We start from the raw sequence: 25,100 nt of genomic DNA, 5'->3' as shown, positions 1-25,100 counted from the left end.
AGTGTTCAACGCACAGTTCAATACATGACATCGAGACCGCAGGACTTCCGATATAACGCTTGCGCAGAAAGCTGGGCAATTGCTTTCAATCTCGATGAATTGTTGTGCTAGCTCTTATAAACTTGACCAACCGGACAAGCTTTTAGATCTACAGCTTGGGACCAATCCCAGAGCATTGTATTGCGTGTTCGAATGTTCTTTAGTAGTTTGATGGTAAGACTCTTCTTTCAATCAGTTACCGTATAACGTTTTGAAAGCAGAGCCTTTCAATTCAAAGCAGCAATACACTCCTAAATTTGTCGATTTAATCACTCGGAGCTTAATCTCTGTTCACCCTCATAGTTGTGAATCGTTGTGCTATACGGTTCGTTTAAGGATTATTTATGTTTGTTAGCAGTACATTAAAATCACCCAAGAAACGATTGTCTCTAGCGCTGTCAGTGAGTGCTGCTGCACTACTAATTTCGGGTTGTACCGTGACCATTGAACCCGACGGCAAACCTGTTGTTTATTCTGAGCTCAACTCTGTGGAGCCGGAAAAGTTCGTCCGTGACTTTCAACGCGACCTATTAGAAATCAACAAAGAAGTTGAAGCCGCCCAGTGGGTAAGAGCCACTTACATTACCGACGACACGGGCTTTTTGGCAGCAAAAGCCAACGAAAAATATTTGGAGTTTTTGGGGAAAGCCGTTGATAAAGCCAAGCGCTACGACAACGTGCAAATGGACCCAACCACTCGCCGCGCCATCGATCTCATTTTGCTTTCTACACCCATGCCAAGCCCGGACAACAAAAAAGAGCGTGCCGAGCTTTCGCAGATTGCAACGGATTTAGAAGGTATCTACGGCGCAGGTAAAGCCTGTGATGCCGACGGTAAAAACTGTCGCGACCTTGAGGAATTAGAGAAAGTACTGGCCACCTCGAGAGATTACCAAGAGCAACTGCAAGCGTGGAGTGACTGGCGAACCATCTCTGTTCCCATGCGACCCAAGTACGAGCGATTCGTAGAGCTTGCCAACAAAGGAGCTCGCGATTACGGCTTCAAAAACCTAGCAGACATGTGGAAATCTGGCTACGACATGCCAGTTGCCGACTTTGAGCAAGAAATCGAACGCCTTTGGGGTCAAGTCGAACCACTTTACGAGCAACTGCATTGCTATGTTCGCTCTGAGCTTTCGGATTTTTACGGTGAAGACAAGGTTGCTCTCGACGAGCCAATTCCCGCGCACCTACTCGGGAATATGTGGGCACAAACTTGGGGCAACATATATCCCATCGTAGAACCCTATGAAGGTGTAGCATCACTCGACATCACCGAGAGCCTTAAGGCACAGAATTACACCCCGGTTAAGATGACCGAAACCGCTGAGAATTTCTTTACCTCTCTTGGCCTACCCGAGTTACCAGAAAACTTTTGGAAACACTCTCTACTGGAAAAACCACGTGATCGAGACGTTGTTTGTCACGCTAGCGCATGGGATATGGGCAACGGTGAAGATCCAAGAATCAAACAATGTATTGAGCCTACCGAAGAGCATCTGAGCACCATTCATCACGAGCTTGGCCACATCTATTACTATTTGATGTACAAAGATCAACAACCGCTCTTTAAAACAGGCGCACACGACGGTTTCCACGAAGCTATTGGCGACACTATTGTTCTTTCAATGACGCCTGCGTATCTCAATCAAATTGGCTTAATCGACGAGCCAACTAAAAGTTACGAAGCAACCATTAACGAGCAAATGAAGGCAGCACTCGACAAAATTGCTTTCTTGCCATTTGGCAAGCTTATCGACCAATGGCGTTGGGAAGTATTTTCGGGCGAAGTTGCTCCTGAAAATTACAACCAAGCTTGGTGGGAGTTGCGCGAAAAATATCAAGGTATTAAACCCGCGGTAGAACGCAGCGAGTCTGATTTTGACCCAGGCGCTAAATACCATATTCCTGGCAATACACCTTACACTCGATACTTCTTATCGTTTGTCATTCAATTTCAATTCTACAAATCTCTTTGTGAAACAGCAGGTCATGAAGGCCCACTAAATGAGTGCTCGTTCTACGGTAACAAGGCGGCGGGAGAAAAGCTTGGTAACATGCTCGCACTCGGTGCTAGCCAACCTTGGCAAGACGCTATGGAACAACTCACTGGCACGCGTGAGATGGATGCATCGGCAATGGTGGAATACTTCCAACCATTATTGACGTGGCTGGAAAAAGAAAATCGCGGTAAATCCTGTGGTTGGAAATAATCAACAAGCACCAAATAAAGTCACACAAAGCACCAATTAAATACACAAAAGCTTAACCGGTTAGAAACTGGTTAAGCTTAGAACAAAATACTTGAGTTTTTTTAGCCGTTGCTAAGGTTTTTTGAATACTGAAATTACGCAACGTCGAGCAAGAAGGACTTTTTTAAGCGCACAGCAAAAAAGCGCTAAACTATTGATGTATATCAATTTTTAAGCTTCTAAGCAGTTAATAAAGTATAAAAATAATAGGCTTGGGCTTACGTTTTATAGCTATTTGGAAGCAAAGGGATTCGTGCTTATGAGGTTTGTGCGGATATAACGATAAACAGGCCCATCAGTGGCATAGAACTTGTTTTAATCAGACTATGACAACCAAGAGTTCCCTAAAATTCCATCAATCTGAATCTCACGAGGATTTTTCTGTGCTGGATACTAACGCACCCCTAGAACAGGTATTTACCGATCACGCACAAGGGCTTGTAAGGTTCTTGTATCGTAAAGTTAAAAACTGGGAAGATGCCGAAGACATAGCGCAAAATGCGTTTATTCGAATCCAGCGTCTTACAGAAAGTGGAGAGCTAGAAAACCCGAAAGCCTATCTTTATCAAACTGCCTCTAACTTGGCGATCGACAAAATCCGCCGAGAAAAGCTTCATACCAACTACATCCAGTCAGAAACTGCTGATCCTGCATTTGGTGTGGCCTCCGGGGAGTCAGATGCATACTGCCCAGAAAGACAACTAAGGGCACGTGAGCAACTGAGACGCGTTGAAGACGCATTACTTCAATTACCAATTAAATGCAGACAAGCGTTTATGTTGCACCGATTGCGTAATATGTCTTATAACGACATTGCTAGTGAAATGAATGTTTCTGTGTCTTCCGTAGAAAAATACATACTGCAAGCACTGAAACACTGCCGCAAAACGCTAAAAGATTGAATTTTAGCGGTTTTCGTAGTTAGTCAGCACTTAAAGCTTATTATCCTCTCTATTTCAAACCCAATGATTGTTTTTAAATCGTTGGGTTTTTTTCATTTAAGGCCCTCATGCAACTTTTGAGGCTTAAACCTTCTAGCTCGTTTCAACATCTAAATGCACCATATAACAATGTTTTGTGCCAATTACGCAGTAATAAGCACAACTTGCGCTCACTGCGTTAGCGTTTATTTATATGAAAACATTTATTCAAAATTCACAAAAAAATATTCGATAACTCATTTATTAAGCACTTCGAACATTTTTTGGCTAAAGTTAAGTCATATTTACTAAAATTAATAAGATCGTAAAACTTAAGCGATTAACTCTAACTTAGCTGCACTAAGTTATTGCTTTATAATTTCACCGATATTGTACAAAAGCAGGCAACCGAAATAGTGAATACAGACCCTGACCTTTACGAACAAGCACTAGATACCGCCTCGGAGTGGTTGGTGCGCTTGCGTTCAGAAAATGTCAGTGAACAAGATAAAATCGCATTCTCAACTTGGTTAAACACAAGCCCTAGTCACATTCATGCCTTTGATGAAATTACTGATTTATGGCGGTTAACCGGCCAAATAGACGATGAGCTGCTGGCCAGTATCGAGCAAGCCAAACCGAAAGTTGAATCATACTCAAGTCATTATCAATGCTCAGATGGTTCAATTTTCAAGCGTCTATCCATTTGGGCAACGGGATTAGCGCTAGTTTGTTTGTGCGCGGTTGTGAGTGTGAATTGGTACCAGTCTCAAACGCTAAATCCGAGTGTTGAATACCAAACTCAGGCCGGAGATTTTTTAGAAGTTAATTTGCCAGACGGTTCTATTGTTCATCTTAATACTCGCTCTAAAATAATCGTCACCTTTACGGCCAAACAAAGACTTGTTCAGCTAGTCGATGGCGAAGCGTACTTTGAGGTTGCTAAAGACCTACAAAGACCTTTTGTTGTTGAAACTACTCGAGGAACCGTGACAGCAGTCGGCACAGCTTTTAACGTTTACAAACAAAAGTCTTCAGACACTGTGACTGTTACGGAAGGCATTGTGCGTGTTAAACAACACAAAGGTGCAACGACTCCTTACCCAGAAAGCAAATTTGTCAGCGCCAATCAAGAAGTAAAACTGAACTCAAATGGCTTAAGAGAAGCTGATGCAGCCCTGATGAAACGCTCTGTGGAATGGCTAACGCAGACCATTACGTTTCAAAATACGCCTCTGGGTGAGGCTATCGAAGAAATTAATCGCTACCTGGATACTCCGGTGTATTTTTCTCAAGCAAAACTAGCCGCCCTTCGTGTATCAGGCACCTTTGCTACGGCTACACCGACCAGTACTTTGACCGCAATTCTTGAGAGCTTTAATCTAGCAGTGACAGAGAGTGGTGAGATCTACCAATAATCTCACCCTGCTGCGTAATCTAGCGACTCATTTAATATTTAGCTATATCTCTCAACCATTAAGAAGCTACTCTCGCGTTAATCCTCTCTTTTTATTACACAGAACTTAACAATTTTTGAACAGTTTTGTGTAAACGCCACTTCTCATCAGTACACATCTTGCTTATTGTGTAAGTAGGCTATATAAAAAGCCTCAAAATTAAGCAGTCAGATAAACATTTATGCGTATGTATAATCATCGATGAAACGCATATTTCATGTAACTTACTGTTTTGATTACAGAAATATTCGGAACTAGGAATGGCAAAGGCTCCTAAACTCAGCAAACAAACTAAGGTTTTTAACCTTGGATTTGCTGCACGCTGCCCTGTTTTTGCCAAACAACCGGATAAAGCTGTCGAAGTCGGCACAAAAACCCAATTCAGTATAAATTTAAAGCTTATACTCGCAACAATACTCATGCTAGGCGCTGCGTTTGTTACTAACATCTGCCGAGCGAATATCGATCAAAAAAAGTTGCTATCCCTTCCCGCTCAAGAGTTATCTATCAGCCTTAGAGACCTGGGAATTGTCTTTAATTTAAGCATTATCTATCCCGCAAACGCTCTAAAGGGCTTATCTGCTGAACCTTTAAACGGGCAATACTCCCCCAGAGAAGCAGTCGAGAAACTACTCATCAACACCCGTTTCAGTTCAAAAATCATTAATAATCAGGTGGTGGCAATTGTCCCAAGAACGTCGGAACTGAGTCCTCAAGAGAAGGAATACATACAACCGACCTTTTATGAAGAGGTGACGGTTTACGACAAGCCCATTCTGGGCTCACGTATCGGTGAACATAATTTTAATGCCTCAGCGCCTGTTACGGTGATTACAGCGCCAGAGCTTCGAGCAACCGGCGCTCAAACTCTTATAGAGTTTCTAAAATTCAATCCCGCCGTTGCCGGTAATTCCACCAGCACAACCGTCTCCAACGGCGGCGATGGCTCCGCTACCGTAACGCTTCGAGGACTGCCCGCAAATAATACTCTGGTGCTAATTAACGGCCATCGCGTTGCATTCAATGGCTTGGCCGGCGACTCCGTAGATTTAAATACGATTTCGCCTAATGCGATTGAACGAGTCGAAATTCTTACCGATGGCGCCTCTGCATTGTACGGATCGGACGCGATAGCCGGTGTGGTCAACATCGTGTTACGGGACGAATTTGAAGGCGTACAAGTAGAACAATATTATGGAGAAAGTAGTCGAAGTGACCTAGAGACAACCACAACCAGCCTACTTGCTGGAAGAAAGTGGGGCAATTTAAGTCTTCTTGTCGCGGCTTCCACTTACGAGCAAGAAGGATTGTTTAGCAGAGAAAGAGACTTCTCGGCTACTGCCGATGCAAGAAGCCAAGGTGGTATCGACCTAAGATCGAGCTCTACCCCCAATGCTCGGATTCGCCTTAATAACGACCAAGTAGTTACAGTTAATGAATCTGGGGCGTCTTTGGCTAACAACGGCAACGTAAATGATATTATTCAAGTAGACGACTTAGGTGATTTCAGAGAGGCAACTGATGAAGATCTATTCGACTTCAACCAATTTACGTCCTCCACATCTCCGTCTGAACGAGACAACATTTATTTTGCTGGAAAGTACGGCATCGATGAATTTACTCAGATAAAAGCCAATGCCTCCTACGCCAACACAAAAGCCACCATCACTCTCGCTCCCCTGCCCTTATTTTCATCTTTCGAAAACCCACCAATAACGGTCTCAGCCGGGAATATTTTTAATCCTTTCAACCAAGAAATCACCGATATTCGAAGAAGATTTACCGAACTTGGTAGCAGAGAGCAAATTAATGAATCCGATGTCTACCGCTATTCTTTCGGAATCAATGGCGCTAATGAGCTTTTCGACTGGTCACTCAATACCTTTTGGACTAGAACTGCCTCTACGCAGACGCGTACCGGCTTAGTTGATGCTGAGCGCCTTGCCAGAGCGGTAGGACCTGCCGACCAATGCCAGGGAATAGACAGAGACGGCTGTGTGCCGGTAGACCTTTTTGGCCCGGCTGGCTCAATCACACAAGATCAACTCGATTATATTGGGCTCCAAGAGCGCTCACGCGGCACCAGCGACTTGAGAGGTATTAATACCGAACTGCAAGGCAGCACATCGATATTTCCTGCTGGAACCAGCCGTTATGCGATTGGATTTGAATGGCGCTACGAACGAACTCGCCTTGCAGTAGACAGCACCAACGATTCAACAGAATACGTAGGTGGGAACGAAACCCAAAGTGTTAATGGCAAAAGAACGATAGGTGAAGGCTATTTCGAATGGCATATTCCTGTTCTTGCCAACGGCCCACTCATTGATTCTGTTGACTTAGAACTAGCAGCAAGACTTTCAAGATACTCTGACTTTGGGTACAACTCCTCCCCTAAATTAGGCATCAAGGTTAGGCCCAATCAAAACGTGCTGTTGCGTTCAACTTTTGGTCGAGGATTCAGAGCACCCAGTATTAGTGAACAACGGATTGAAGGTTTCCAATCACAATCGTTTTTGGTAGACCCTTGTTCCATCGCAGAGAACGTAGGTGTGTTACCGGGCTGTAATCAATTAAGCGACGCCACACGCAATCAATTTCAAACGACCTTCGTGAGCGACAACAATTTAAAACCAGAAAAGTCAGAAAATATTACGTTGGGGTTTGTTTTAACGCCCGAAGCATTCCCCGGATGGAGATTCAGTTTTGACTGGTTTCGAATCGACCAGAAAGATATCATCGATACCAACCCTCAGGCGTTGGTAGATTTAAACGCAACGACAAACGAATTCCAGGATTTAATCATTCGCGACGAGCGAGGTAATATCTCAGAAATTATTACCCCCGCGGTTAACTTAGGTACACGAACCGTAGTTGGCCTTGATATATCGTGGCGCTACATCGTCGAAACCGAAAAATACGGCGCCTTTGCTTTAAATGGTAATGCCGTCAATCTAAGAAAGTATCGCCAACAACAAAGCAGTAATAACGAACCTGAAGACCTCGCTGGAATATTTACAGACTCATCCTCACAGGGAACCGGAGCCCTGCCCGAATGGAAAGCCAGCACTAACCTAGAATGGACCAAAAACCATTGGCAAATAAACTACGGAATTAATTTCATCGACTCAATGACAGAAACCATTCCTAGAACCGATAGCACACGCAAAATAAACTCCTGGCTTACACACAATGCTCAGGCCTCTTATAAATTCAAAAACCTATCAGGACTTACCGCATCATTGGGCGTAGAAAACATATTTGATAAAGAACCCCCCTTCGTCGCCTCAGCTCTTACCGATAACTTTGACGGTTTTGCCTACAACCCCAAACAACGCTTTTTTTATAGTCGAATCACGTATTTTTTTTAGTGATCGAATTAACTGACATTTACCTCTAATTATTTTCCCCAGTGAAAGACCAAGCAATCGGTACCATCCCCGCACCTGCATCCATTCTCAATAGTTTTGGCTCATTACATACGAAATAGTTGCTAAATAGCTGGAAAATATCATCCATATCATTAGAAGACTTTCCCGCGCCAATCAATTGTTTATTGCGTTCTAATTCAGCTTTTAATTTTATTTCGGTCTGTTCTAGCCATACTTGATAAGACAAAAAATCATTAGCTCTATTTTTCAGCACCAAATCAGCACCTAATAATACATTTTTCACAATATTATTAAGCCTAGATCCCTTAGAGCTACTTACTAAATCTTGAGAGTATTCTTGTAACTCACGTAAACTTAAGCGTTTTTGAGAGTATTCGTTAAATTTTTGTATAAAAGAATCTTTTTGTAATAAAAAATTTATAGCGGATATATTCTCCTTTCCCGCAGCCACAATCGGGCCCTTGTCATAATGAATGACAAAGTTAAAGGCATTATCCTTTGTGATAAATTCGCTCAAAGACTCAAGCAATAAATTCAGGTTAGAATACTCAACCCCAAACAAACTCACAATTGTGTCAAATGAACTGTGACTACGCCAAAAATCAAATGTCGTAAAGTCAGTATTATTGAGTAAAGAAACATCACTTAAATTTTTATTTTCATTCTTCACTTGAGCATAATCAGCACTGGATGCATCGACACCTATAACATTAAGACCTCTATTAGCAGTATTAATTATCGACGCAACATAACCACTACCAGTGCCCAAATCTATTATTGTGGTCCCGGAACACAATCCCAGAGCGTAATCATGCCAATAACTTCTAAATATTTCGACACCGTTGATATCTTTTGGTGAACAGCTAGTTAAAGCACCAGTGCTCCAATATTTTGTCCACGCTTCAGATTTATGTGCCATATGCAGTCACCCTGGAACCAAGTCAAATGGAGTTGTAATTCTTTTACTATCATCATTTATATTTTTATTATGAAACGGTTTTGTCTCATGCCAAAAATACGATGGAAACAATACTAATATCCCGGGCTCTGGTTTAATCTCACGCTCGACCGAATTAATTTTAAGCGATTTATACGGTGCGCGTCCGAATAAGATATTCCCGCCATCTTGCTCCTCAGTTTCAACAGTACTGACGTAAAATGCCGAAGAAATCCAACCTTCTGGATGAACATGGCTGACATGAAACCCACCATCCTTTAATGCAACAGACCATGAACCAGAAAATCTATATGACTTAGTATTTCTTTGCAGAAATGGGTGATGTGTATTTATTGGTAATTTACACAAAAATGCTTTAATTTGTTTATTTAAAGCTTGCACATGAGTTTTTATAATGGGTATATTTTTTGAGAAAAATCGGCCTGATGATTGAGATCCATTTCTTACAGATTGAGTAAGAGGCTCTTTTTTAGATATATGCATAGATAGCACAACGTCCTGAAGTTCATTCAAATAGTGCTCAAGCGATAGATATTCATTTGGTTTTTCAATAGTACGAATATCAATAAACCTATCATAATCGTTTAACCAATAATATCTCTCATCACCCCTCTCTCTCCACATCGAACCCAATAAACCAAGTACTTTTTGGTTGAAAACACCACCACTATACAATTGCATCAAAATTGTTTCAGCTTCAGAAAAATAACCTGCCAAAATTAGAAACTCAGCATATTCTACTTTAAATTCAAAAGAATTAACTGATCTAGCAATTAATTCATATAGGGGCAAAGCTAAATCAAATTTCCCTAATTTAGAGTAGGCTCTTGCTACATAGGCGTTAAGCTTTAAACTACATTGTTTTGAAATTTTAGAAAGTAGATTTTCTAACTCTTTATAATTTTCAGATTGAATCAAAATTGTAATAAAAGAGATTAAAATTTCTTCATGATTAATATATTTTTTGTTTAATAACTTCTGATAACGCTCCACCGTACGATTTGCCTCATCGCACTGCCAGTCTAATTCAGCTAAAGCCTCTAGGTATGATACTTTATTAATATTTTTTATATGCAAACTTTCTAGTAAAGTTCTAGACTTATTAAAACTCCCCGCATCATATAAACATAAAGCCTCAAGATGTCTTAAGTGAGAAGAGTCGATATTACATATTTGTAGTATTTCAAGACTTTTTTCCACGTCCCCCAACATTCTGAAACAAATCGCTAAATTATGAGTAGCTCGTAGCGAATCCTGATTAACCTGCAAAACCTTTTGATACCACTTCAAAGCACTTTCAAATTTATTTTGAACTCTGTAGGCATCACGAACTGAGCAGAGTAAGTCCTCATTTTCTTCAGCAATTATATTTTGTGAAAACACTAATTGATCGAACTGAGCATATTGTTTTGTATCAATGTAAAGCTCGATTAGATTCACACAAGCTTCAAAGTAATCAGTTTTTAGAGAGATTGCAGCTTTAAAATGTAATTCTGCTTTTGAGTAATAACCTAACTTACTATATGACTGAGCAATTTGGTTATGTAATTCTGGATTTTTTGGCTCTAAACTCAAGGCATATGCAAAGTACTTTAAAGCCTCTGACCATGACTTTTTGCCTAAATAAGCAGCTCCAACGAGCTGCACAACATTGCAAACCCTATAATGCCCCAACAGAGGAAGTAAGTTTTTTAAAGCTAAGTCATACTTCTTATCTTTAATTAATTTATATGAATCATTAATTACTGCATGTAAATCCATAATAAACCCCTAAAAAAAGAGCGGCTAAATAGCCGCTCCTTTTTATTTTTAGACAAATCCAAACTTATCTAAACTTATAAGTAGCACTCAAAGTTACACGAGGGCCTAACAAATCATAAGTTGATGGAAAAGTATTCGCTTGTTGTTGAGAATCACCCAACGGAGTTGGTTCTGTATCAAGTACATTCTTAAATACTAAAGACGCAGTAAAGTCTTCGTTGAAAGAATACGCGGCTGTTAAGTCTAAGTAATACTCATCATCAATCTCAGAAACAACTAAATCGGAGCTAGAAACACCATCAACGGCGACTTGATCATCAGTTGTAGAGTCGATATAACGAAGCAACGCTGAAAGAGTCAAGGGACCAGTAGTCCAAGAACTTCTTAAATTCCATTTAACTTCAGGAAGTGGTTCACCGCAGGTATTACCATACGCACCGGCACATTCGTTAGTTTGTGGAAGGCCCGCAACAGGAGTTACATCATACGTATCTAGGAAGGTGCTATTCAAGGTAAAGCTTAAACTAGAACCTTCTCCGAAAAGGCCAAATGCTAAATCAGTAGTGTAATGAACATTAAGGTCGATACCAGAAGTTTCAATCTCACCAATATTCTCATTAAGTACTGTGACTTCTAAGATACGGCCATCTGGGCCACGGCTAACAGCTTGACATAGAGGATTACTGATATCTTGAATATCGTTGTAACAAAGATTTAACACGTTTTGAACGCCACCACCCGCAACAGAAATAGCGTCTTCAATCTCAATGTCATAGTAGTCTAATGTAATATCTAAACCATTAAGAGGTTGCCAAATTATACCGGCAGTAAAAGTAGTAGAGGACTCTTCTTTTAAGTCTGGGTTACCACCAAATACACCTTCAATCTGAGTATTACCTTGGTCAAAAACACCTACATCCGCAGCATCAACACCTGCAGCAATACAGGTTGCCGCATCACCAGAACCACCAGCGGCACACGGATCAGTTGCTGGAGGGAAACCCTGAGTTTGGCCTTGGAATAACTCTGCAACGTTAGGAGCTCTTACTGCTTCCTGGATGCCTACGCGGAACCCAAGTTGTTTAATGGGTGCGTAGTTAATTGCAAAAGCGTAACTATCTACGGAACCAATATTTGAGTAATCAGAAGTACGGTATGCACCCCAAAGGCTTAAATCTTCTGCGCCTCTTTTACCTTGAATGATTGGCACATTAGCTTCAAGGAAAAACTCTTCAACAGAGAAAGAGCCTACTGTAGCGTCACCAGCGTTAAAGCCAAGAACATCACCAGAAGACAAGAATGTGTCAGGTCGGAAGTTTGAATCGTCTACACGATGCTCGTATCCAAAGACTAGCGCGATAGGGTACTCTGCACTTGGTAATGTGATTAACTCTCCGCTAACACTACCTTGAATAATCTCTTGATCAATATCAGTAATATTGGTTGCACCAACATTAATAAAGTCAACAGCATCTTGAGTTAGAACGCCTTCGCCAAATATGTTAACCGGCACACAATTGGATGAGCCGCTTTGGCATGATAGACCATCATCAGTTACTAACAAGCCTTCTCTTAAACGAGTTTCTGACGCGTCATTGTTTAGAGTATTACTCTCTTGTAGACGGCTGTTCGAGTAAGAAATATCGTATGACCAAGTATCTGTAAATTTACCCTCAAGACCAAATAACACCCTGAAAGCATCACGAGTAGTTTCTGACTGACGAGAACCATTCTCAGTTAAACGACGTCGGACGGTACCAATAAACGCATTATCATTACCATCAACTACACCATCACCGTTTGTATCTACTCGAAGAGCATCCAACGCCGCTTGTGTTGCCGGGTCAAAGAATGGACTATCTGGGTTTAACTCTACATTGTTAACTGTAGCAGGGGTAGGAGCTAACTCTGTAGGAACACGGTTTTGCGCGAAGTTGACCTCACCGTACAAAGTAGCTTTTTCATTCAAATCATAATGAGTGAGCGCACTAAACAAATAACGCTCTTGGGGAAGCTGCAAATAATTGTCTGGCGCATAGTTAAACAAACCACCAGGAATATCCAATGGCGAGGCTACACCACCGGGGAAATCAATGAAGTCACTGAACTCATCTCCACTATTCGGCACGCCATCGGGGTCAATTAGAATATCGCCATCTTGGAATAAGCCCGAAGGTACGGTGATCGACCCTCCAGGAACCAATCTGTCACCATCTTCTGTCAATGCTACTCGAGAAAAGCCTCGATCACCTTGGAAGACTGCTTCACGCTTAGAGAATGAGCCGTATAACACAGCATTACCACGACCCTCATCGAAGTTGCCACCGATAGTGATATCGATATTATATTTTTCTCCGTCACCATCTTCAGTGATATCGTACAAACCACTGATCTCAGCGCCTTCGAAGTCATCTTTTAGAGTAAAGTTTACAACACCAGCTAATGCGTCGGAGCCATAAACGGCCGAGGCGCCACCAGTTACAACGTCGACATTTTCGATCAAAGACGCTGGGATAGTATTTAAATCGACAATACCGGTCTGTGTCGATGGTATATAACGCCTACCATTTACTAGAACCAAAGTTCTATTGGCACCTAAACCACGTAGGTCAGCACGTGCCGTACCATCACCAGGGTTGTTAGAGCTCGGGCCAAAGCTAGGAGTAAATGCTGGCAATTCAGCAAGTTTTTGCTCGACGTTTAAAATCCCGGAGAGTTTGAATTCCTCACCTGAAATTACAGTTACAGGACTTACTGACTCCAAATCTTTTCGAACTAGACGCGACCCTGTAACTGTAACTTCTTCAATCACCTCATCCTGAGCGTAGGCGTTACCACCAGCCAGGAGAGACAGTGATGTCAAAGCGATTGCACCTTTCACGGCAATCGAAAGAGCTTTTCTTTTCATATCTCTTAAATCCCAATGTGTGTTGACTGATTATTTCCAGCTTTGGTGCCTGTGAACTACATCCAACCCGGAAGGCGTGTGTTGCAACTGACATAAAGTATTCATCTGACACTCGCTTGCCTTCTAAAACGGTTGAATCTTACAGCCCCTCAAAATAAATCGACTTTTCAAGAAATTTATTCGGAACAAAATACTGATCGTAGAGTCTGGGAATTCTTTTTTTTAAAAACGCGAGAAGTAAGCATTAATTAAATAACACTTTGGATGACTATATCTTTATGAATGATACCAACCACTGATGGTGTATCTGCTAGCAGGTGAGAACTGGGCGACGGATGTAACTGAATGAGGCAAGCTGACGTCGAATATGCCAAAGCTATTAAAATCGGGGCTCCATGATTCGATGGGCGTGCCGTTTGGTTGGTAAAATTGCAGTAAACCACCCCAGTCGGGGTGCCATTTTGGTGCTAGATTTAATACATAGGCAATTTTTCGATTTTCGGCGGATACCAGGTCGTTGTGACGTGTTAAAAAGTCGCCTGGGTTGTAGCGCGTGAGCTGCATGGTTATTCTTGTTAACTCGCCGTAGCCACTTATTTCTCTCATTAAAGAGAGCATTTCATCGCTTTCTAACCAGTTCTTTATTTTTTGTACAGATTCTAAAACCTCTCCATTTGGCTCATATCTTCCGTACCAAAAACCGGTGCCTTGCGCGGCCTGCGCGTAAATTTTCTTGATAAATTCTTGTCGCTGGCTTATATCTAACTCAGCAAACTTTGTCGGGTTTATCAACTGCGATTGGCCATCAACGAAACACGCTTGGTGATACACAGGTATCGACATTACGGTTTGCTGTATTTGAATTGCGCTTTGTAGCGACAAGAAAGACGAGATGCGTGCGCGGCGATTATTTCGGAAAATTTCAATTGCCGCAGATTTATCAAACGACTGTGGATTTAACGTGTAAGACAAGTTTTTGATCCTTTACAGAGAAAAATATTTTCTATCTCTATAAACGAAAAAAGAGGGGTTAGCCCCCTCTTTTTTGTGTGTCATTTTAAAACGATTTAAAGCGATAACTTACGCATTCACTGCCGCAAGTGCTTCGTTTAAGGTTTTACTTGGACACATTGCCGCAACAGCTTTTTCTTCGACCGGCATGTAGTAACCGCCGATATCAGCAGGCTTGCCTTGGGTCTCGTCAATTTCAGCAACAATTGCGGCTTCGTTGGCGGTTAAGGTTTCTGCAAGCGATTTAAATTTAGCCGCTAACTCAGCGTCTTCAGTTTGCTCTGACACGGCTTGCGCCCAATACATAGCCAAATAGAAGTGGCTGCCACGGTTGTCTAACTGACCAACTTTACGCAACGGCGACTTGTTGTTTTCAAGCAATTTTTCGGTCGCTGCATCCAAACATTTTGCCAAGATACCGGCTTTTTTGTTGCTGGTTTTAACGGCTAAATCTTCAAAAGAAACAGCTAACGCTAAAAATTCACCTAAAGAATCCCAACGAAGGTGAGCTTCTTTTAGGAACTGTTGAACGTGCTTAGGCGCAGAACCACCGGCACCTGTCTCGAATAAACCACCACCGGCCATTAACGGCACGATCGAAAGCATTTTCGCACTGGTACCTAACTCTAAAATTGGGAACAAGTCGGTTAGGTAATCACGCAATACGTTACCGGTAACAGAGATGGTGTCTTGACCGCGAATTAAGCGCTCCATGGTGTAACGAATCGCAGGAACTGGAGCCAAAATTTGAATATCAAGACCTTCGGTGTCGTACTCTTTTAGATATTCGGTCACTTTCAAGATCAATTGAGCATCATGTGCACGCTCTTTATCTAACCAGAAGATTGCGGGAGTATTCGATAAACGAGCACGAGTTACGGCAAGTTTAACCCAGTCTCGAATTGGCGCGTCTTTGGTTTGACATGCACGCCAGATATCACCGGCTTTCACTTCGTGTTGCATTAACACGTTGCCGTCTAGGTCGATAACCTTAACAACGCCATCAGCTGGCATTTCAAAGGTTTTGTCGTGTGAGCCGTATTCTTCTGCTTTTTGCGCCATCAAACCAACGTTAGGCACGGTACCCATAGTTGCTGGATTAAACGCACCATGAGTTTTACAGAAGTTGATAACTTCTTGGTAAATGGTTGCATAGGTACTTTCTGGCATTACCGCCTTGGTATCGTATTCTTTACCGTCAGGGCCCCACATTTTGCCGCCGTTACGAATCATTGCAGGCATAGAGGCGTCAACGATTACATCTGAAGGTACGTGCAGGTTGGTAATACCACGGTCAGAATCAACCATCGCTAGACGTGGACGCTCTTCGTAACACGCTTGAATATCAGCTTCGATTTCGGCGCGTTGTTCTTCAGGAAGAGACGCGATTTTGTCGTAGACGTTGCCTAAACCGTTGTTTGGATTTACACCTAACGCATCAAAGGTTGCGCCGTGCTTTTCGAAAACTGGCTTAAAGAATACACGCACCGCATGGCCAAATACGATTGGGTGAGAGACTTTCATCATGGTCGCTTTCAAATGCAACGAGAATAGAATGTCGTATTCTTTGGCGTCAGCGATTTCAGCTTCTAAAAACTCACACAATGCTTTTTTGCTCATGCGCATTGAGTCTAGAACTTCGCTCTCTAACAATTTAAGTTCTGATTTAAGAACGGTGATATTACCGTTGGTATCGGTAAACTCAAATTTAACCGAAGTTGCTTTCGGTAGGGTTACCGATTGTTCGGCTGAGAAGAAGTCACCACCGGTCATGAAAGACGCGTGGGTTTGACTTGATTTTGCCCACTTACCCATGCTGTGTGGGTTTTTCTTAGCGTAGTTTTTAACGGCGACAGGTGCACGACGGTCAGAGTTACCTTCACGCAACACAGGGTTTACCGCTGAACCCAGAATTTTGGAGTAACGATCTTTTATGGCTTTTTCTTCGTCGTTTGCAGGCTCATCTGGGAAATCAGGAATGTCGTAACCCTTTTCCTTTAGCTCAGCAATCGCTGCTTTAAGCTGAGGAATTGAAGCACTAATGTTTGGCAATTTAATGATATTAGTGCCCGGCTCGTTAGTGAGTCGGCCCAACTCAGCCAGTTCATCAGAAATTTTTTGATCGTCGGAGAGTTTTTCTGGGAAGTTGGCGAGAATTCGACCAGCAAGAGAAATGTCGCTTAGGGTAACGTCGATGCCAGCACTGGAAGCAAAAGTTCTGATGATAGGCAATAAAGAATAAGTCGCCAGAGCAGGAGCTTCGTCAGTTTTCGTATAAATAATGGTTGACTCGGATGTTGTCATTTTAAACCTCGATTGTTGCTAGCGAGCGCTACACAGTTAGACAAACGCAGGGAGTCGACGATGAATTGTTGTTTTATTTCTATCCCTGCGCAAAATACCTCGCAAATGAGCTTGCACTCCAGCTCGCTCGTTTGGCGCCTTGGGCACGCACATGCGCACCAACTGGCTGCTTCCGTATTTGGAAACTTTCGATGCCCAATAGGACAGAATGATCTTCCATGTCATTCACCGATTGCACGAAAGCTAACATGAGTTCGTACAATCGTACGGTTGCCGGGACGCGTTACAGAACGCTGAATAACATCCCGAAAACACAAATAACTTACTGATAAATAAGACTTTTCTTGTCTTGACCTAAAACACATAATAGGCCAATTAGAAAATACCGGGCCGAATTATACCTAAATATCCACTACTAAAGTACTTGCCATTAGTAGTAGGCTTTGAATGCTTACTTATCAGCAAACATTAATGGCAACTCCAACCCCATGTCCCGAGCTTTTCAACAAAGCTATTGGCCTTTTCTTCACAATAACTGGTTGAGTTATCGGCCTGCCACAAGACCTTTTTCTCGCCGGGCGCTTCGTCGTCTTTGTAATAATTGACACTGCACGGCAAACCGGTAAGAGGATCGAGATACTCAATTTCAACACGACGAGTAAGGTCTCTAAGCTCACATACATAAATCTTGGGCTCTGCTTGCGAGTCAGACTGCGCAAAAATGGGCTTCATCACAAACAGCAACGTGATGCTCAAAATTATGCGTATTGCGCCTTTATGGTTCATAAATGTTCCTACTATTTTATGTTTATCAGTTCGATGCCAGAGGCCTTAGACTTATCAAATCTTAGAAGAATATCCATTCAGACGGGCATTTCTATCGAGCTTACGCCACTATGAACCAGATTTCGTGACAGATAAGCTGCGGTAGACCAGTTTGGTCTCGTCTTAACTCTCAAGCCTTAACCCTAAGAATTTTATGATGATACTGGCACCAGATGTAGTTTTGTTTAAGGTATCAATCAAAATTCAGTGCCAACAGTATTTAGCAGCCTTCGATGCTTCGGGGTGAGTATTTGGCACTTACAATGAATGTTTGAATGGCACTTGTCGTTCACGAAGGGTCGATTTTGGCCAATAAATATTACACCCAAACCTGATAAGTCGTGCGAGTAACTGTAAACTAACCTGACTTAAACATCTAAAAACTAACCACAAATCAGAATATTGCGTTATGAATCTGACTGTAAAAGTATTTATTGGCCTAATTTCCGGCACTTTTTTAGGGTTGACCTTAAACCTTTCGGGCTTTGGTGAAGAGGGATCTTTTGTAACAACCTATTTTTCTGACGGGATTTTTGCACTCGGCGGCAATCTTTTTGTTAATGGCTTAAAAATGCTAGTGGTCCCGCTGGTATTTTTCTCGATTGTGTGTGGTGTGGTTGGTATTGGAGATATTAAATTACTGGGCAGAATTGGTGGTAAGTCATTTATCCTATACATGGCTACTACTGCCATTGCAATTACGACCGCACTCACTGTGGCAACAATTTTCTCTGTAGGTTCTGGAGTAAATGCCCCTACTACAGACCAAATGTTCAGCAGTAAAGAAGCTCCCTCCATCGTTAGTGTGCTTACCAGCATAATTCCAAGCAACCCAGTCGCAGCCATGGCAAACGGCAACATGCTCGCCATAATTTTCTATTCAATCGTGGTTGGTATTTGCATTCTCTCAATTCAAGAAAAAGTGCCTACGGTGCGTAAATTCGTCGACGAGATGAATGAAATCATGATGAAAATGGTAGAAATCGTCATGCATTTTGCACCTTACGCAGTGTTCTGCTTGGTCGCATCAATATTCGCAAAACTAGGCATAACATTATTTATTGAATTGTTACTTTACGTTTCTGTATTGGGTGGCGTGTTAATTTTCCATGGCTTCTTCACATTGCCGTTTACACTCAAATTATTGAGTGGTTTAAATCCTCTTACATTTCTTTCAAAAATTCGCGAAGCCCAGATGTTTGCCTTCTCTACCGCCAGCAGCAGCGCAACCATTCCCGCAACACTGCACGCCACAGAAAATAAAATGGGTGTAAATACCTCTGTAGCGTCCTTTACAGTACCTTTTGGAGCCACCATTAACATGGACGGCACGGCGATGATGCAAGGTGTTGCCACCGTATTTATCGCCAATGTTTACGGTATCGATTTAGGTTTCAGTGATTATCTGCTCGTGGTACTGATGTCAGTATTAGCCTCAGTTGGTACAGCAGGCGTGCCGGGAGTCGGTTTGGTGATGCTGACCATGGTATTTAGCCAAGTAAATCTGCCAACCGAAGGAATTGCACTCATCATTGGTGTTGACCGACTCATGGATATGATCCGAACCGCGGTTAATATCACTGGTGACGCAGCGGTGACCTGTGTGGTCGCCAAAAGCGAGAACAAACTCGATATCGATCAATATAACAATCCACACGCTGGCGCTCTCGAAGACAACGAACAACACGCTAGCTCACCGACTGCATAAGGCCATAGGGTATGAATGATATTATTAACACGCTAAACGGATTCGTCTGGAGCCCAATTCTGGTGTATCTATGTTTAGGCGCAGGGCTTTTTTATTCGATCCTGACTCGATTTGTTCAGGTTCGAATGTTCCGCGAAATGTGGGTGTTGTTGTTTTCCAACAAAAAAGACGATAAAGGTATTTCATCTTTCCAAGCTTTAGCAGTGTCACTGTCTGGCCGTGTTGGTACCGGAAATATCTCAGGCGTTGCAGCAGCCATTGGTTTTGGTGGTCCAGGTGCCGTATTTTGGATGTGGGTTGTGGCCTTTTTGGGAGCCGCAACCGCATACGTTGAATCGACTTTGGCGCAAATTTATAAGGAAGAAAAAGACGGCCTCTATCGCGGCGGCCCTGCTTTTTACTTTGAGAAGGCGCTTGGCCAAAAATGGTACGGAATTCTTTTTGCCATTGCGATGATCATTTCTTGCGGGCTCTGTCTTCCCGGTGTTCAATCCAACAGTATTGGTAACGCGGTTGAAACGGCTTTTGGTGCGGGGACCATGATCGACACCACCATCGGCACCTTCAGCTCTACCAAAATCCTGTGCGGCACTCTTGTTATCATAGCTCTGGGATTTATCATTTTCGGTGGTGTAAAACGTATCGCGGCGTTTGCACAGGTAATTGTTCCATTTATGGCTCTAGCATACATTATCGTGGCCTGTGTGATTATTGCCCTGAACATTACCGAATTACCCGGCGTCATCACCAATATCGTCGGTGATGCATTCACCCCCATGGCCGGTCTTGGTGCTGCCATTGGTTGGGGCGTAAAACGCGGCGTCTACTCCAACGAAGCCGGCCAAGGTACAGGCCCTCACCACGCAGCTGCAGCGGAAGTTGATCACCCGGCACAACAAGGTATCGTGCAAGCATTCAGTGTTTACGTAGATACGTTATTTGTCTGTTCGGCAACGGCATTCATGATTCTAATTACCGGCTCCTACAATGTGCACGGTGATGGCGATGTATTCTTAATTCAAAACCTTGCCGCAAACATTGATCCAAACAGCCCAGCATTTACTCAAGCAGCCTTGGATAGTGCCCTACCCGGTGTTGGCTCTACCTTCGTAGCGCTAGCTTTATTGTTTTTCGCATTCACTACTATTTTGGCGTATTACTACATCGCCGAAACCAACGTGGCCTACTTAAACCGTTTCCTAAATATGCCTTCACTGAGCATGGTATTAAAATTCGCACTGATGGCTGCGACATTTTACGGTGCCGTAAAAGCAGCAGGCGTGGTTTGGGCACTGGGTGATCTTGGTTTGGGAATGACCGTCTGGTTGAACGTCGTCGGTATTTTAATTATTTTCCTAGTCTCAAAACCTGCGATTGTCGCGCTCAAGGATTATGAAATTCAGCGTAAAGCGGGCGTCGAAAACTACACGTTTGATCCTGAAAAACTGGGTATTAAGCACGCTGATTTTTGGGAAAAGCGTTTGCGCCGCGAAATATCCAAAGCGGCTCCGAGCACAGATAAAAGCCCCGAAAAATCCGAAGAGCAGACCGTATAAATCGCGTTTAATTACAACTACTTTCAACCCCGGTTCTACCGGGGTTTTTATTTCTGCATCAGAATAATTTCTGTAAATGCCAAAATCCTGTTGATTAAATAAGGACAACTAAGCAATGCAAAAGAATCGTCTCGGTAAAAGCAGTCTGGTAGTACCGGATATCTGTATGGGCACCATGACTTTTGGAAGTCAAGCTGATGAAGCCATGTCCATGCGCATTATGGATGCCTCTCTTGAAGCCGGAATTAATTTTTTTGATACCGCGGAAATGTATCCCGTACCGCCGGACATCAAATGGGTGGGCAAAACCGAAGAGTTTGTTGGCAAATGGTTAGCCACCAAACCTCGCGATCATATTATCATCGCGACCAAGGTTGCCGGTCCCGGTCACACCTGGTTTGTACAGCCATTGCGTGGTGGCAACACGGCCTTGGATAAAAACCACATTGTCGCTGCGGTAGAGGGCTCGCTGAAAAAACTCAAAACCGATTACATCGACCTTTATCAAACCCATTGGCCAGATCCAGACTATCCCGTCGAAGAAACCTTAAGAGCGCTCGACGATTTAATTCGTGACGGTAAAGTTCGCGCCATTGGTTGCAGCAACGAAAATGCTTGGGGATTAATGAAAAGCCTTTGGCAATCCGATGTAAATGGATTAGCTCGGTTCGACACCATTCAGAATAATTTCAGTCTGAATAATCGCCGTTTTGAAGATGAACTTGCCAACATCTGTCGCCGTGAAAATGTCAGCTTAATTCCCTATTCTCCACTAGCGGGCGGCGTTTTAAGTGGTAAATACAATGATGGCTTTCCAGAGGGCGCTCGTTTCACCGACTACCAAAATGCCGGTCCTCGTCAGCAGGTTATGGCAAAACGTTTTGTAAACGACGCCACCATCGCATCCACCAAACGCTTTATGGAAATCGCCCGCGACATTGGTATCTCACCCATTACGCTTGCGACCGCATGGAGCAAACAACACGACTTTGTCGCTTCAACCATTGTTGGCGCCAGCCATGTTGACCAGCTGGATGAAATCTTTGCCGCGATCGATCTAACACTTAACGAAGAAACACTTAAAGCCATCGACGCGGTAAGTGCAGAATTTCCCTACCCAATGGGTTAAATATCCAACGGAATAATCACCCATAAAAAAACCCGCATTAAGCGGGTTTTTTTATTTAAGTTTTTGTCTTAGCAGCAGCTCGAACCTTCATCACCACCAACAATCATTAAGCTGTCGAATGGCGCTGAACCACCGCAGCCTGGGAAGATACCGAAGTGATTTGAGAAATTACCAATAAATTCAAAGTCACTGGCAAAACGAGAGTCTGCCAACATCATCCAAGTATTACCACACACAGGGAACACACGACCAGCTTCAATCACGTGGTGTTCGTCGAGAACAAAATACTGCGGCATTTCAGGAATGGTGCCCTTGTAGATTACCGCTTGGCCGTAATCTTCACACTCGGGCTCCAGTTTTGGCAGTTTAAACAAACGATAGGTCGCAGACATAAAGTTAATCGCGCCGACCTTGGCCTTCAATTCCGAATCGGTGACTTCAAGAGTACGTTTTTCCACCAAACGAGGATCAAAGAAACCTTGACGCTTAGCAATGGCTAGGAAGTCATTCCAGTAAAGCGCGCCACCCAAACATTCACCTAATAACACTGGATCTTGGGCAACCGCAGCCGGTACGCGACGATCTGCGTACACGTCGGAGAAATAAATTTCACCACCTTCTTTTAAAAGGTTGTAAGCGCCAGCAATAACCGCATCTTTATCGGGAGATAGGTTAATAACGCAGTTAGAAACAACCACGTCAAAGCTGTTTGGCTCTAGGCCTAATTCGTCTAGGCGCTCAATATAGCCTTCAACAAAACGGACGTTGTCGTAGCCAAACTTATCAACATGATATGCCTGATGACGGCGCGCAACTTCAAGCTGCTCTGGAGTCATATCAACGCCAACCACTTCGCCTTCAGGCCCAACTAATTGCGCCAACGCATAAACATCGCGACCAGAACCACTGCCTAAATCCAGAACGCGAGCACCGCGTAGGTTGGTTGGGCAAACCAACCCGCAGCCGTAATAACGGGAAAGCACTTCATCGTGAATGTTAGATAACAGTGGCTTCAACCAATCTGGAACGGCGGATGCGTCACAACAAGCATCGGTTTTAAGATCATTAGAGCTTTGCAGCTGTTTTCCATAATAATCTTTTACCACATCATGGCTTTCCATACATTTTTACCCTAAAAACAATAGTTAAAAGTCAAATTCAGTTACATCAATTCATTATTGATCGAGTTCGGCTAACCACTCAGGTGGCAGCCATTGCAGATCTTGTTGCTCATCAATATCGTGCATTGTCGGCAATTTTGTATAAGACCATCGCAGCGCTTCAAATCGCTGCTCGGTTGTAGAACAAACCACCTCAGTGCTCCATTCAATATCGGTGAAGATAGAGCGATGCAGCCGCTTTAATCCCAAAGCGACATAGCCACCATCGCTGGCCGGGATTAAACAGGCATCAACCGTATCAAGTTCAGCGGCACACATGCGAAGCACTTCTGCTGTTAAACTCGGGCAATCGGTTCCCATCAAAATAATTGGTGAGTTCAACTCGATGGTTTGCTCAGACTCATGACTTTGCAAGGCCGAAAACTTCACGGCATCGTCGTTGGAGTGCATCGTCAAACACGCTTGAATTAAGCGATTTCCTAAATCACCGTCGGCTTGAGGAAATACTCGTAAACTTTCTGGTATACAAACATCCGGCCATTGTGACAAAGGAAAAGGTGATGCAAACAAATAAGCATCGCCCAATTCAGCAGAAACAGCCTGAGCTGTGGCATGTTCCAACAGACGTTTGGCAATTTTTGCCGAGCCCTGTTCACCCAAAGCAGGAATTAATCGAGTCTTGGCAAAACCGGCGACCGGAGCCTTTGCAATCAATGCAATTCTTGCGTTCATTTACGACTGCTTTTCTAATGGAGGCATTATTAACCTCGCTGAAAGAATAATCCAATCACGGTGATTGAACCAATGACACTGACCCAAAAAAATGCCTCAGTTTGGGTCGATTGGACTGTAAATTTGTAAAAAAATTGTCTGCGAATTTAGCTATTAAGCTGATAAATTCATTCATCACTCAACAGCCTTTATCGATACCGCCGAGCGAGATCTTCGGGGTTAGCTCCGCGCCAATAGGCCCAACGTAATTGCCACATCAAAACAATGGTGCGCACAACGCCGCGTTGCTCCCAACGACGACCCGAGGTAGCTATTTTGGCCGTCAAACACTCCGGTTTACCAAGCTTTAATAAGCGTCGGCAGAGCTCAACATCTTCCATCAAGGGTTGCTGCGCGTAACCACCTGAGCTTTCAAACACCGTACGGCGCACAAAAATGGCCTGATCACCAGTTGCAATGCCCGTAAGCCGAGATCGCCAATTCATCATTCGGGCCACAACCTTTAACAGGGGATGACGCCCAACAATAAAGGCATCGAACCGCCCCCAAACCGCATTAGGTTTGGCAAGAGCTTGCACGATAAGAGCATCGGCATTATCGGGCAAACGAGTATCGGCGTGCAAAAATAACAGAATATCGCCGGTTGCATGCCTAGCACCTTGATTCATCTGCAAGGCTCGCGAGCGTTCTGAGCGAATCACGGTAAAGCCTTGAGCTTGAATCAAATCGAAACTGTCATCGGTGCTTTGTCCGTCAACCAGAATGACCTCATAACCTTTATCTTGGTAGGGCTTAAGATGGCTCAGCAATTCAGGCACATTTGCCGATTCGTTATAAACCGGGACAACAATAGAAAGCTCGGGTGACATTCAGGTAAGGCTACAGTTTGTTCGAAAAAGAGTTGGCGCGAATGTTTGATTATAAAAGAAATAATCGTCAATCAATAATAAGTTAACCCAGACAGGTAGTTTTCCTATTTTTAACCACGCGTGAAAAAACACCAAGCCACAAGCAAACCAATACGAGA

16 protein-coding genes are annotated in these 25,100 nt (G+C 43.2%); 7 read left to right on the top strand and 9 right to left on the bottom strand.

All coding sequences use genetic code 11. The features are described 5' to 3' along the window. Nucleotides 1-383 precede the first annotated feature (383 nt). The 4 genes from ACYQ2C_RS04765 to ACYQ2C_RS04750 all read left to right on the top strand — a co-directional run bounded on the left by ACYQ2C_RS04765 (nt 384) and on the right by ACYQ2C_RS04750 (nt 8,039). Nucleotides 384-2,252 carry a M2 family metallopeptidase gene (locus ACYQ2C_RS04765; RefSeq protein WP_460100269.1) on the top strand — a complete coding sequence of 623 codons (1,869 nt, stop codon included), beginning with the start codon at nt 384-386 and terminating at the stop codon, nt 2,250-2,252. Nucleotides 2,253-2,674: 422 nt separating this feature from the next. After that, nucleotides 2,675-3,193 (top strand): RNA polymerase sigma factor, encoded by a 519-nt coding sequence (locus tag ACYQ2C_RS04760; protein WP_460050487.1) that lies wholly within the window; start codon nt 2,675-2,677, stop codon nt 3,191-3,193. Between the two features lie 434 nt (nt 3,194-3,627). After that, nucleotides 3,628-4,629 carry a FecR family protein gene (locus tag ACYQ2C_RS04755; protein ID WP_460100266.1) on the top strand — a complete coding sequence of 334 codons (1,002 nt, stop codon included), beginning with the start codon at nt 3,628-3,630 and terminating at the stop codon, nt 4,627-4,629. Between the two features lie 299 nt (nt 4,630-4,928). Further along, nucleotides 4,929-8,039, top strand: a complete 3,111-nt coding sequence (locus ACYQ2C_RS04750) for a TonB-dependent receptor (protein WP_460100263.1) — start codon at nt 4,929-4,931, stop codon at nt 8,037-8,039. 25 nt (nt 8,040-8,064) lie between these two features. Here the strand turns inward: ACYQ2C_RS04750 and ACYQ2C_RS04745 are convergent, their stop codons facing one another. The 6 genes from ACYQ2C_RS04745 to ACYQ2C_RS04720 all read right to left on the bottom strand — a co-directional run bounded on the left by ACYQ2C_RS04745 (nt 8,065) and on the right by ACYQ2C_RS04720 (nt 17,788). Beyond that, entirely contained in the window at nt 8,065-8,979 is a 915-nt protein-coding gene (locus tag ACYQ2C_RS04745) for a class I SAM-dependent methyltransferase (protein ID WP_460100261.1), read from the bottom strand. A 6-nt stretch (nt 8,980-8,985) separates the two neighbouring features. Beyond that, on the bottom strand, nt 8,986-10,779 hold the full coding sequence (locus ACYQ2C_RS04740) for a putative 2OG-Fe(II) oxygenase (protein WP_460100258.1): 1,794 nt from the start codon (nt 10,777-10,779) through the stop codon (nt 8,986-8,988). A 64-nt stretch (nt 10,780-10,843) separates the two neighbouring features. After that, the gene (locus ACYQ2C_RS04735) at nt 10,844-13,687 is read right to left on the bottom strand and encodes a TonB-dependent receptor plug domain-containing protein (protein WP_460100255.1); all 2,844 of its coding nucleotides are present in this window, start codon (nt 13,685-13,687) and stop codon (nt 10,844-10,846) included. A 276-nt stretch (nt 13,688-13,963) separates the two neighbouring features. Continuing rightward, on the bottom strand, nt 13,964-14,659 hold the full coding sequence (locus ACYQ2C_RS04730; protein ID WP_460100253.1) for a 2OG-Fe(II) oxygenase family protein: 696 nt from the start codon (nt 14,657-14,659) through the stop codon (nt 13,964-13,966). Between the two features lie 108 nt (nt 14,660-14,767). Beyond that, entirely contained in the window at nt 14,768-17,002 is a 2,235-nt protein-coding gene (locus ACYQ2C_RS04725; RefSeq protein ID WP_460100251.1) for an NADP-dependent isocitrate dehydrogenase, read from the bottom strand. A 468-nt stretch (nt 17,003-17,470) separates the two neighbouring features. After that, nucleotides 17,471-17,788 carry a hypothetical protein gene (locus ACYQ2C_RS04720; protein ID WP_460100248.1) on the bottom strand — a complete coding sequence of 106 codons (318 nt, stop codon included), beginning with the start codon at nt 17,786-17,788 and terminating at the stop codon, nt 17,471-17,473. Nucleotides 17,789-18,236: 448 nt separating this feature from the next. Here ACYQ2C_RS04720 and ACYQ2C_RS04715 point away from each other — a divergent pair, with 448 nt between their 5' ends. From ACYQ2C_RS04715 to ACYQ2C_RS04705, 3 genes are all read left to right on the top strand, one after another. Continuing rightward, nucleotides 18,237-19,535, top strand: coding sequence for a dicarboxylate/amino acid:cation symporter (locus ACYQ2C_RS04715; protein ID WP_460052745.1), 1,299 nt, complete (start codon nt 18,237-18,239; stop codon nt 19,533-19,535). 11 nt (nt 19,536-19,546) lie between these two features. Beyond that, complete coding sequence (locus ACYQ2C_RS04710) at nt 19,547-21,091, top strand: alanine/glycine:cation symporter family protein (RefSeq protein ID WP_460052748.1); 1,545 nt, start codon at nt 19,547-19,549, stop codon at nt 21,089-21,091. A 115-nt stretch (nt 21,092-21,206) separates the two neighbouring features. After that, nucleotides 21,207-22,220 (top strand): aldo/keto reductase, encoded by a 1,014-nt coding sequence (locus ACYQ2C_RS04705; RefSeq protein ID WP_460100245.1) that lies wholly within the window; start codon nt 21,207-21,209, stop codon nt 22,218-22,220. A 68-nt stretch (nt 22,221-22,288) separates the two neighbouring features. On the opposite strand, the gene ACYQ2C_RS04700 is transcribed toward ACYQ2C_RS04705, so the two are convergent. The 3 genes from ACYQ2C_RS04700 to ACYQ2C_RS04690 form a co-directional block, all read right to left on the bottom strand. Further along, nucleotides 22,289-23,341, bottom strand: coding sequence for a methyltransferase domain-containing protein (locus ACYQ2C_RS04700; protein WP_460100242.1), 1,053 nt, complete (start codon nt 23,339-23,341; stop codon nt 22,289-22,291). A gap of 54 nt (nt 23,342-23,395) precedes the next feature. Next, a complete protein-coding gene (locus ACYQ2C_RS04695) occupies nt 23,396-24,073 on the bottom strand; it encodes a TIGR04282 family arsenosugar biosynthesis glycosyltransferase (protein ID WP_460100240.1) in 678 nt (225 codons plus the stop codon). 188 nt (nt 24,074-24,261) lie between these two features. Next, nucleotides 24,262-24,942 carry a TIGR04283 family arsenosugar biosynthesis glycosyltransferase gene (locus tag ACYQ2C_RS04690; RefSeq protein ID WP_460100237.1) on the bottom strand — a complete coding sequence of 227 codons (681 nt, stop codon included), beginning with the start codon at nt 24,940-24,942 and terminating at the stop codon, nt 24,262-24,264. Between the last annotated feature and the right edge of the window lie 158 nt (nt 24,943-25,100).

The organism is Sessilibacter sp. MAH3, assembly GCF_054658275.1.
This window is presented reverse-complemented; position numbering and strand designations above follow the sequence as displayed.

Coding starts and splice junctions, on each gene's coding strand:
- ACYQ2C_RS04765 (WP_460100269.1), top strand. CDS start 384: ATGTTTGTTAGCAGTACATTAAAATCACCCAAGAAACGATTGTCTCTA.
- ACYQ2C_RS04750 (WP_460100263.1), top strand. CDS start 4,929: ATGGCAAAGGCTCCTAAACTCAGCAAACAAACTAAGGTTTTTAACCTT.
- ACYQ2C_RS04745 (WP_460100261.1), bottom strand. CDS start 8,979: ATGGCACATAAATCTGAAGCGTGGACAAAATATTGGAGCACTGGTGCT.
- ACYQ2C_RS04740 (WP_460100258.1), bottom strand. CDS start 10,779: ATGGATTTACATGCAGTAATTAATGATTCATATAAATTAATTAAAGAT.
- ACYQ2C_RS04735 (WP_460100255.1), bottom strand. CDS start 13,687: ATGAAAAGAAAAGCTCTTTCGATTGCCGTGAAAGGTGCAATCGCTTTG.
- ACYQ2C_RS04725 (WP_460100251.1), bottom strand. CDS start 17,002: ATGACAACATCCGAGTCAACCATTATTTATACGAAAACTGACGAAGCT.
- ACYQ2C_RS04720 (WP_460100248.1), bottom strand. CDS start 17,788: ATGAACCATAAAGGCGCAATACGCATAATTTTGAGCATCACGTTGCTG.
- ACYQ2C_RS04715 (WP_460052745.1), top strand. CDS start 18,237: ATGAATCTGACTGTAAAAGTATTTATTGGCCTAATTTCCGGCACTTTT.
- ACYQ2C_RS04710 (WP_460052748.1), top strand. CDS start 19,547: ATGAATGATATTATTAACACGCTAAACGGATTCGTCTGGAGCCCAATT.
- ACYQ2C_RS04705 (WP_460100245.1), top strand. CDS start 21,207: ATGCAAAAGAATCGTCTCGGTAAAAGCAGTCTGGTAGTACCGGATATC.
- ACYQ2C_RS04700 (WP_460100242.1), bottom strand. CDS start 23,341: ATGGAAAGCCATGATGTGGTAAAAGATTATTATGGAAAACAGCTGCAA.
- ACYQ2C_RS04695 (WP_460100240.1), bottom strand. CDS start 24,073: ATGAACGCAAGAATTGCATTGATTGCAAAGGCTCCGGTCGCCGGTTTT.
- ACYQ2C_RS04690 (WP_460100237.1), bottom strand. CDS start 24,942: ATGTCACCCGAGCTTTCTATTGTTGTCCCGGTTTATAACGAATCGGCA.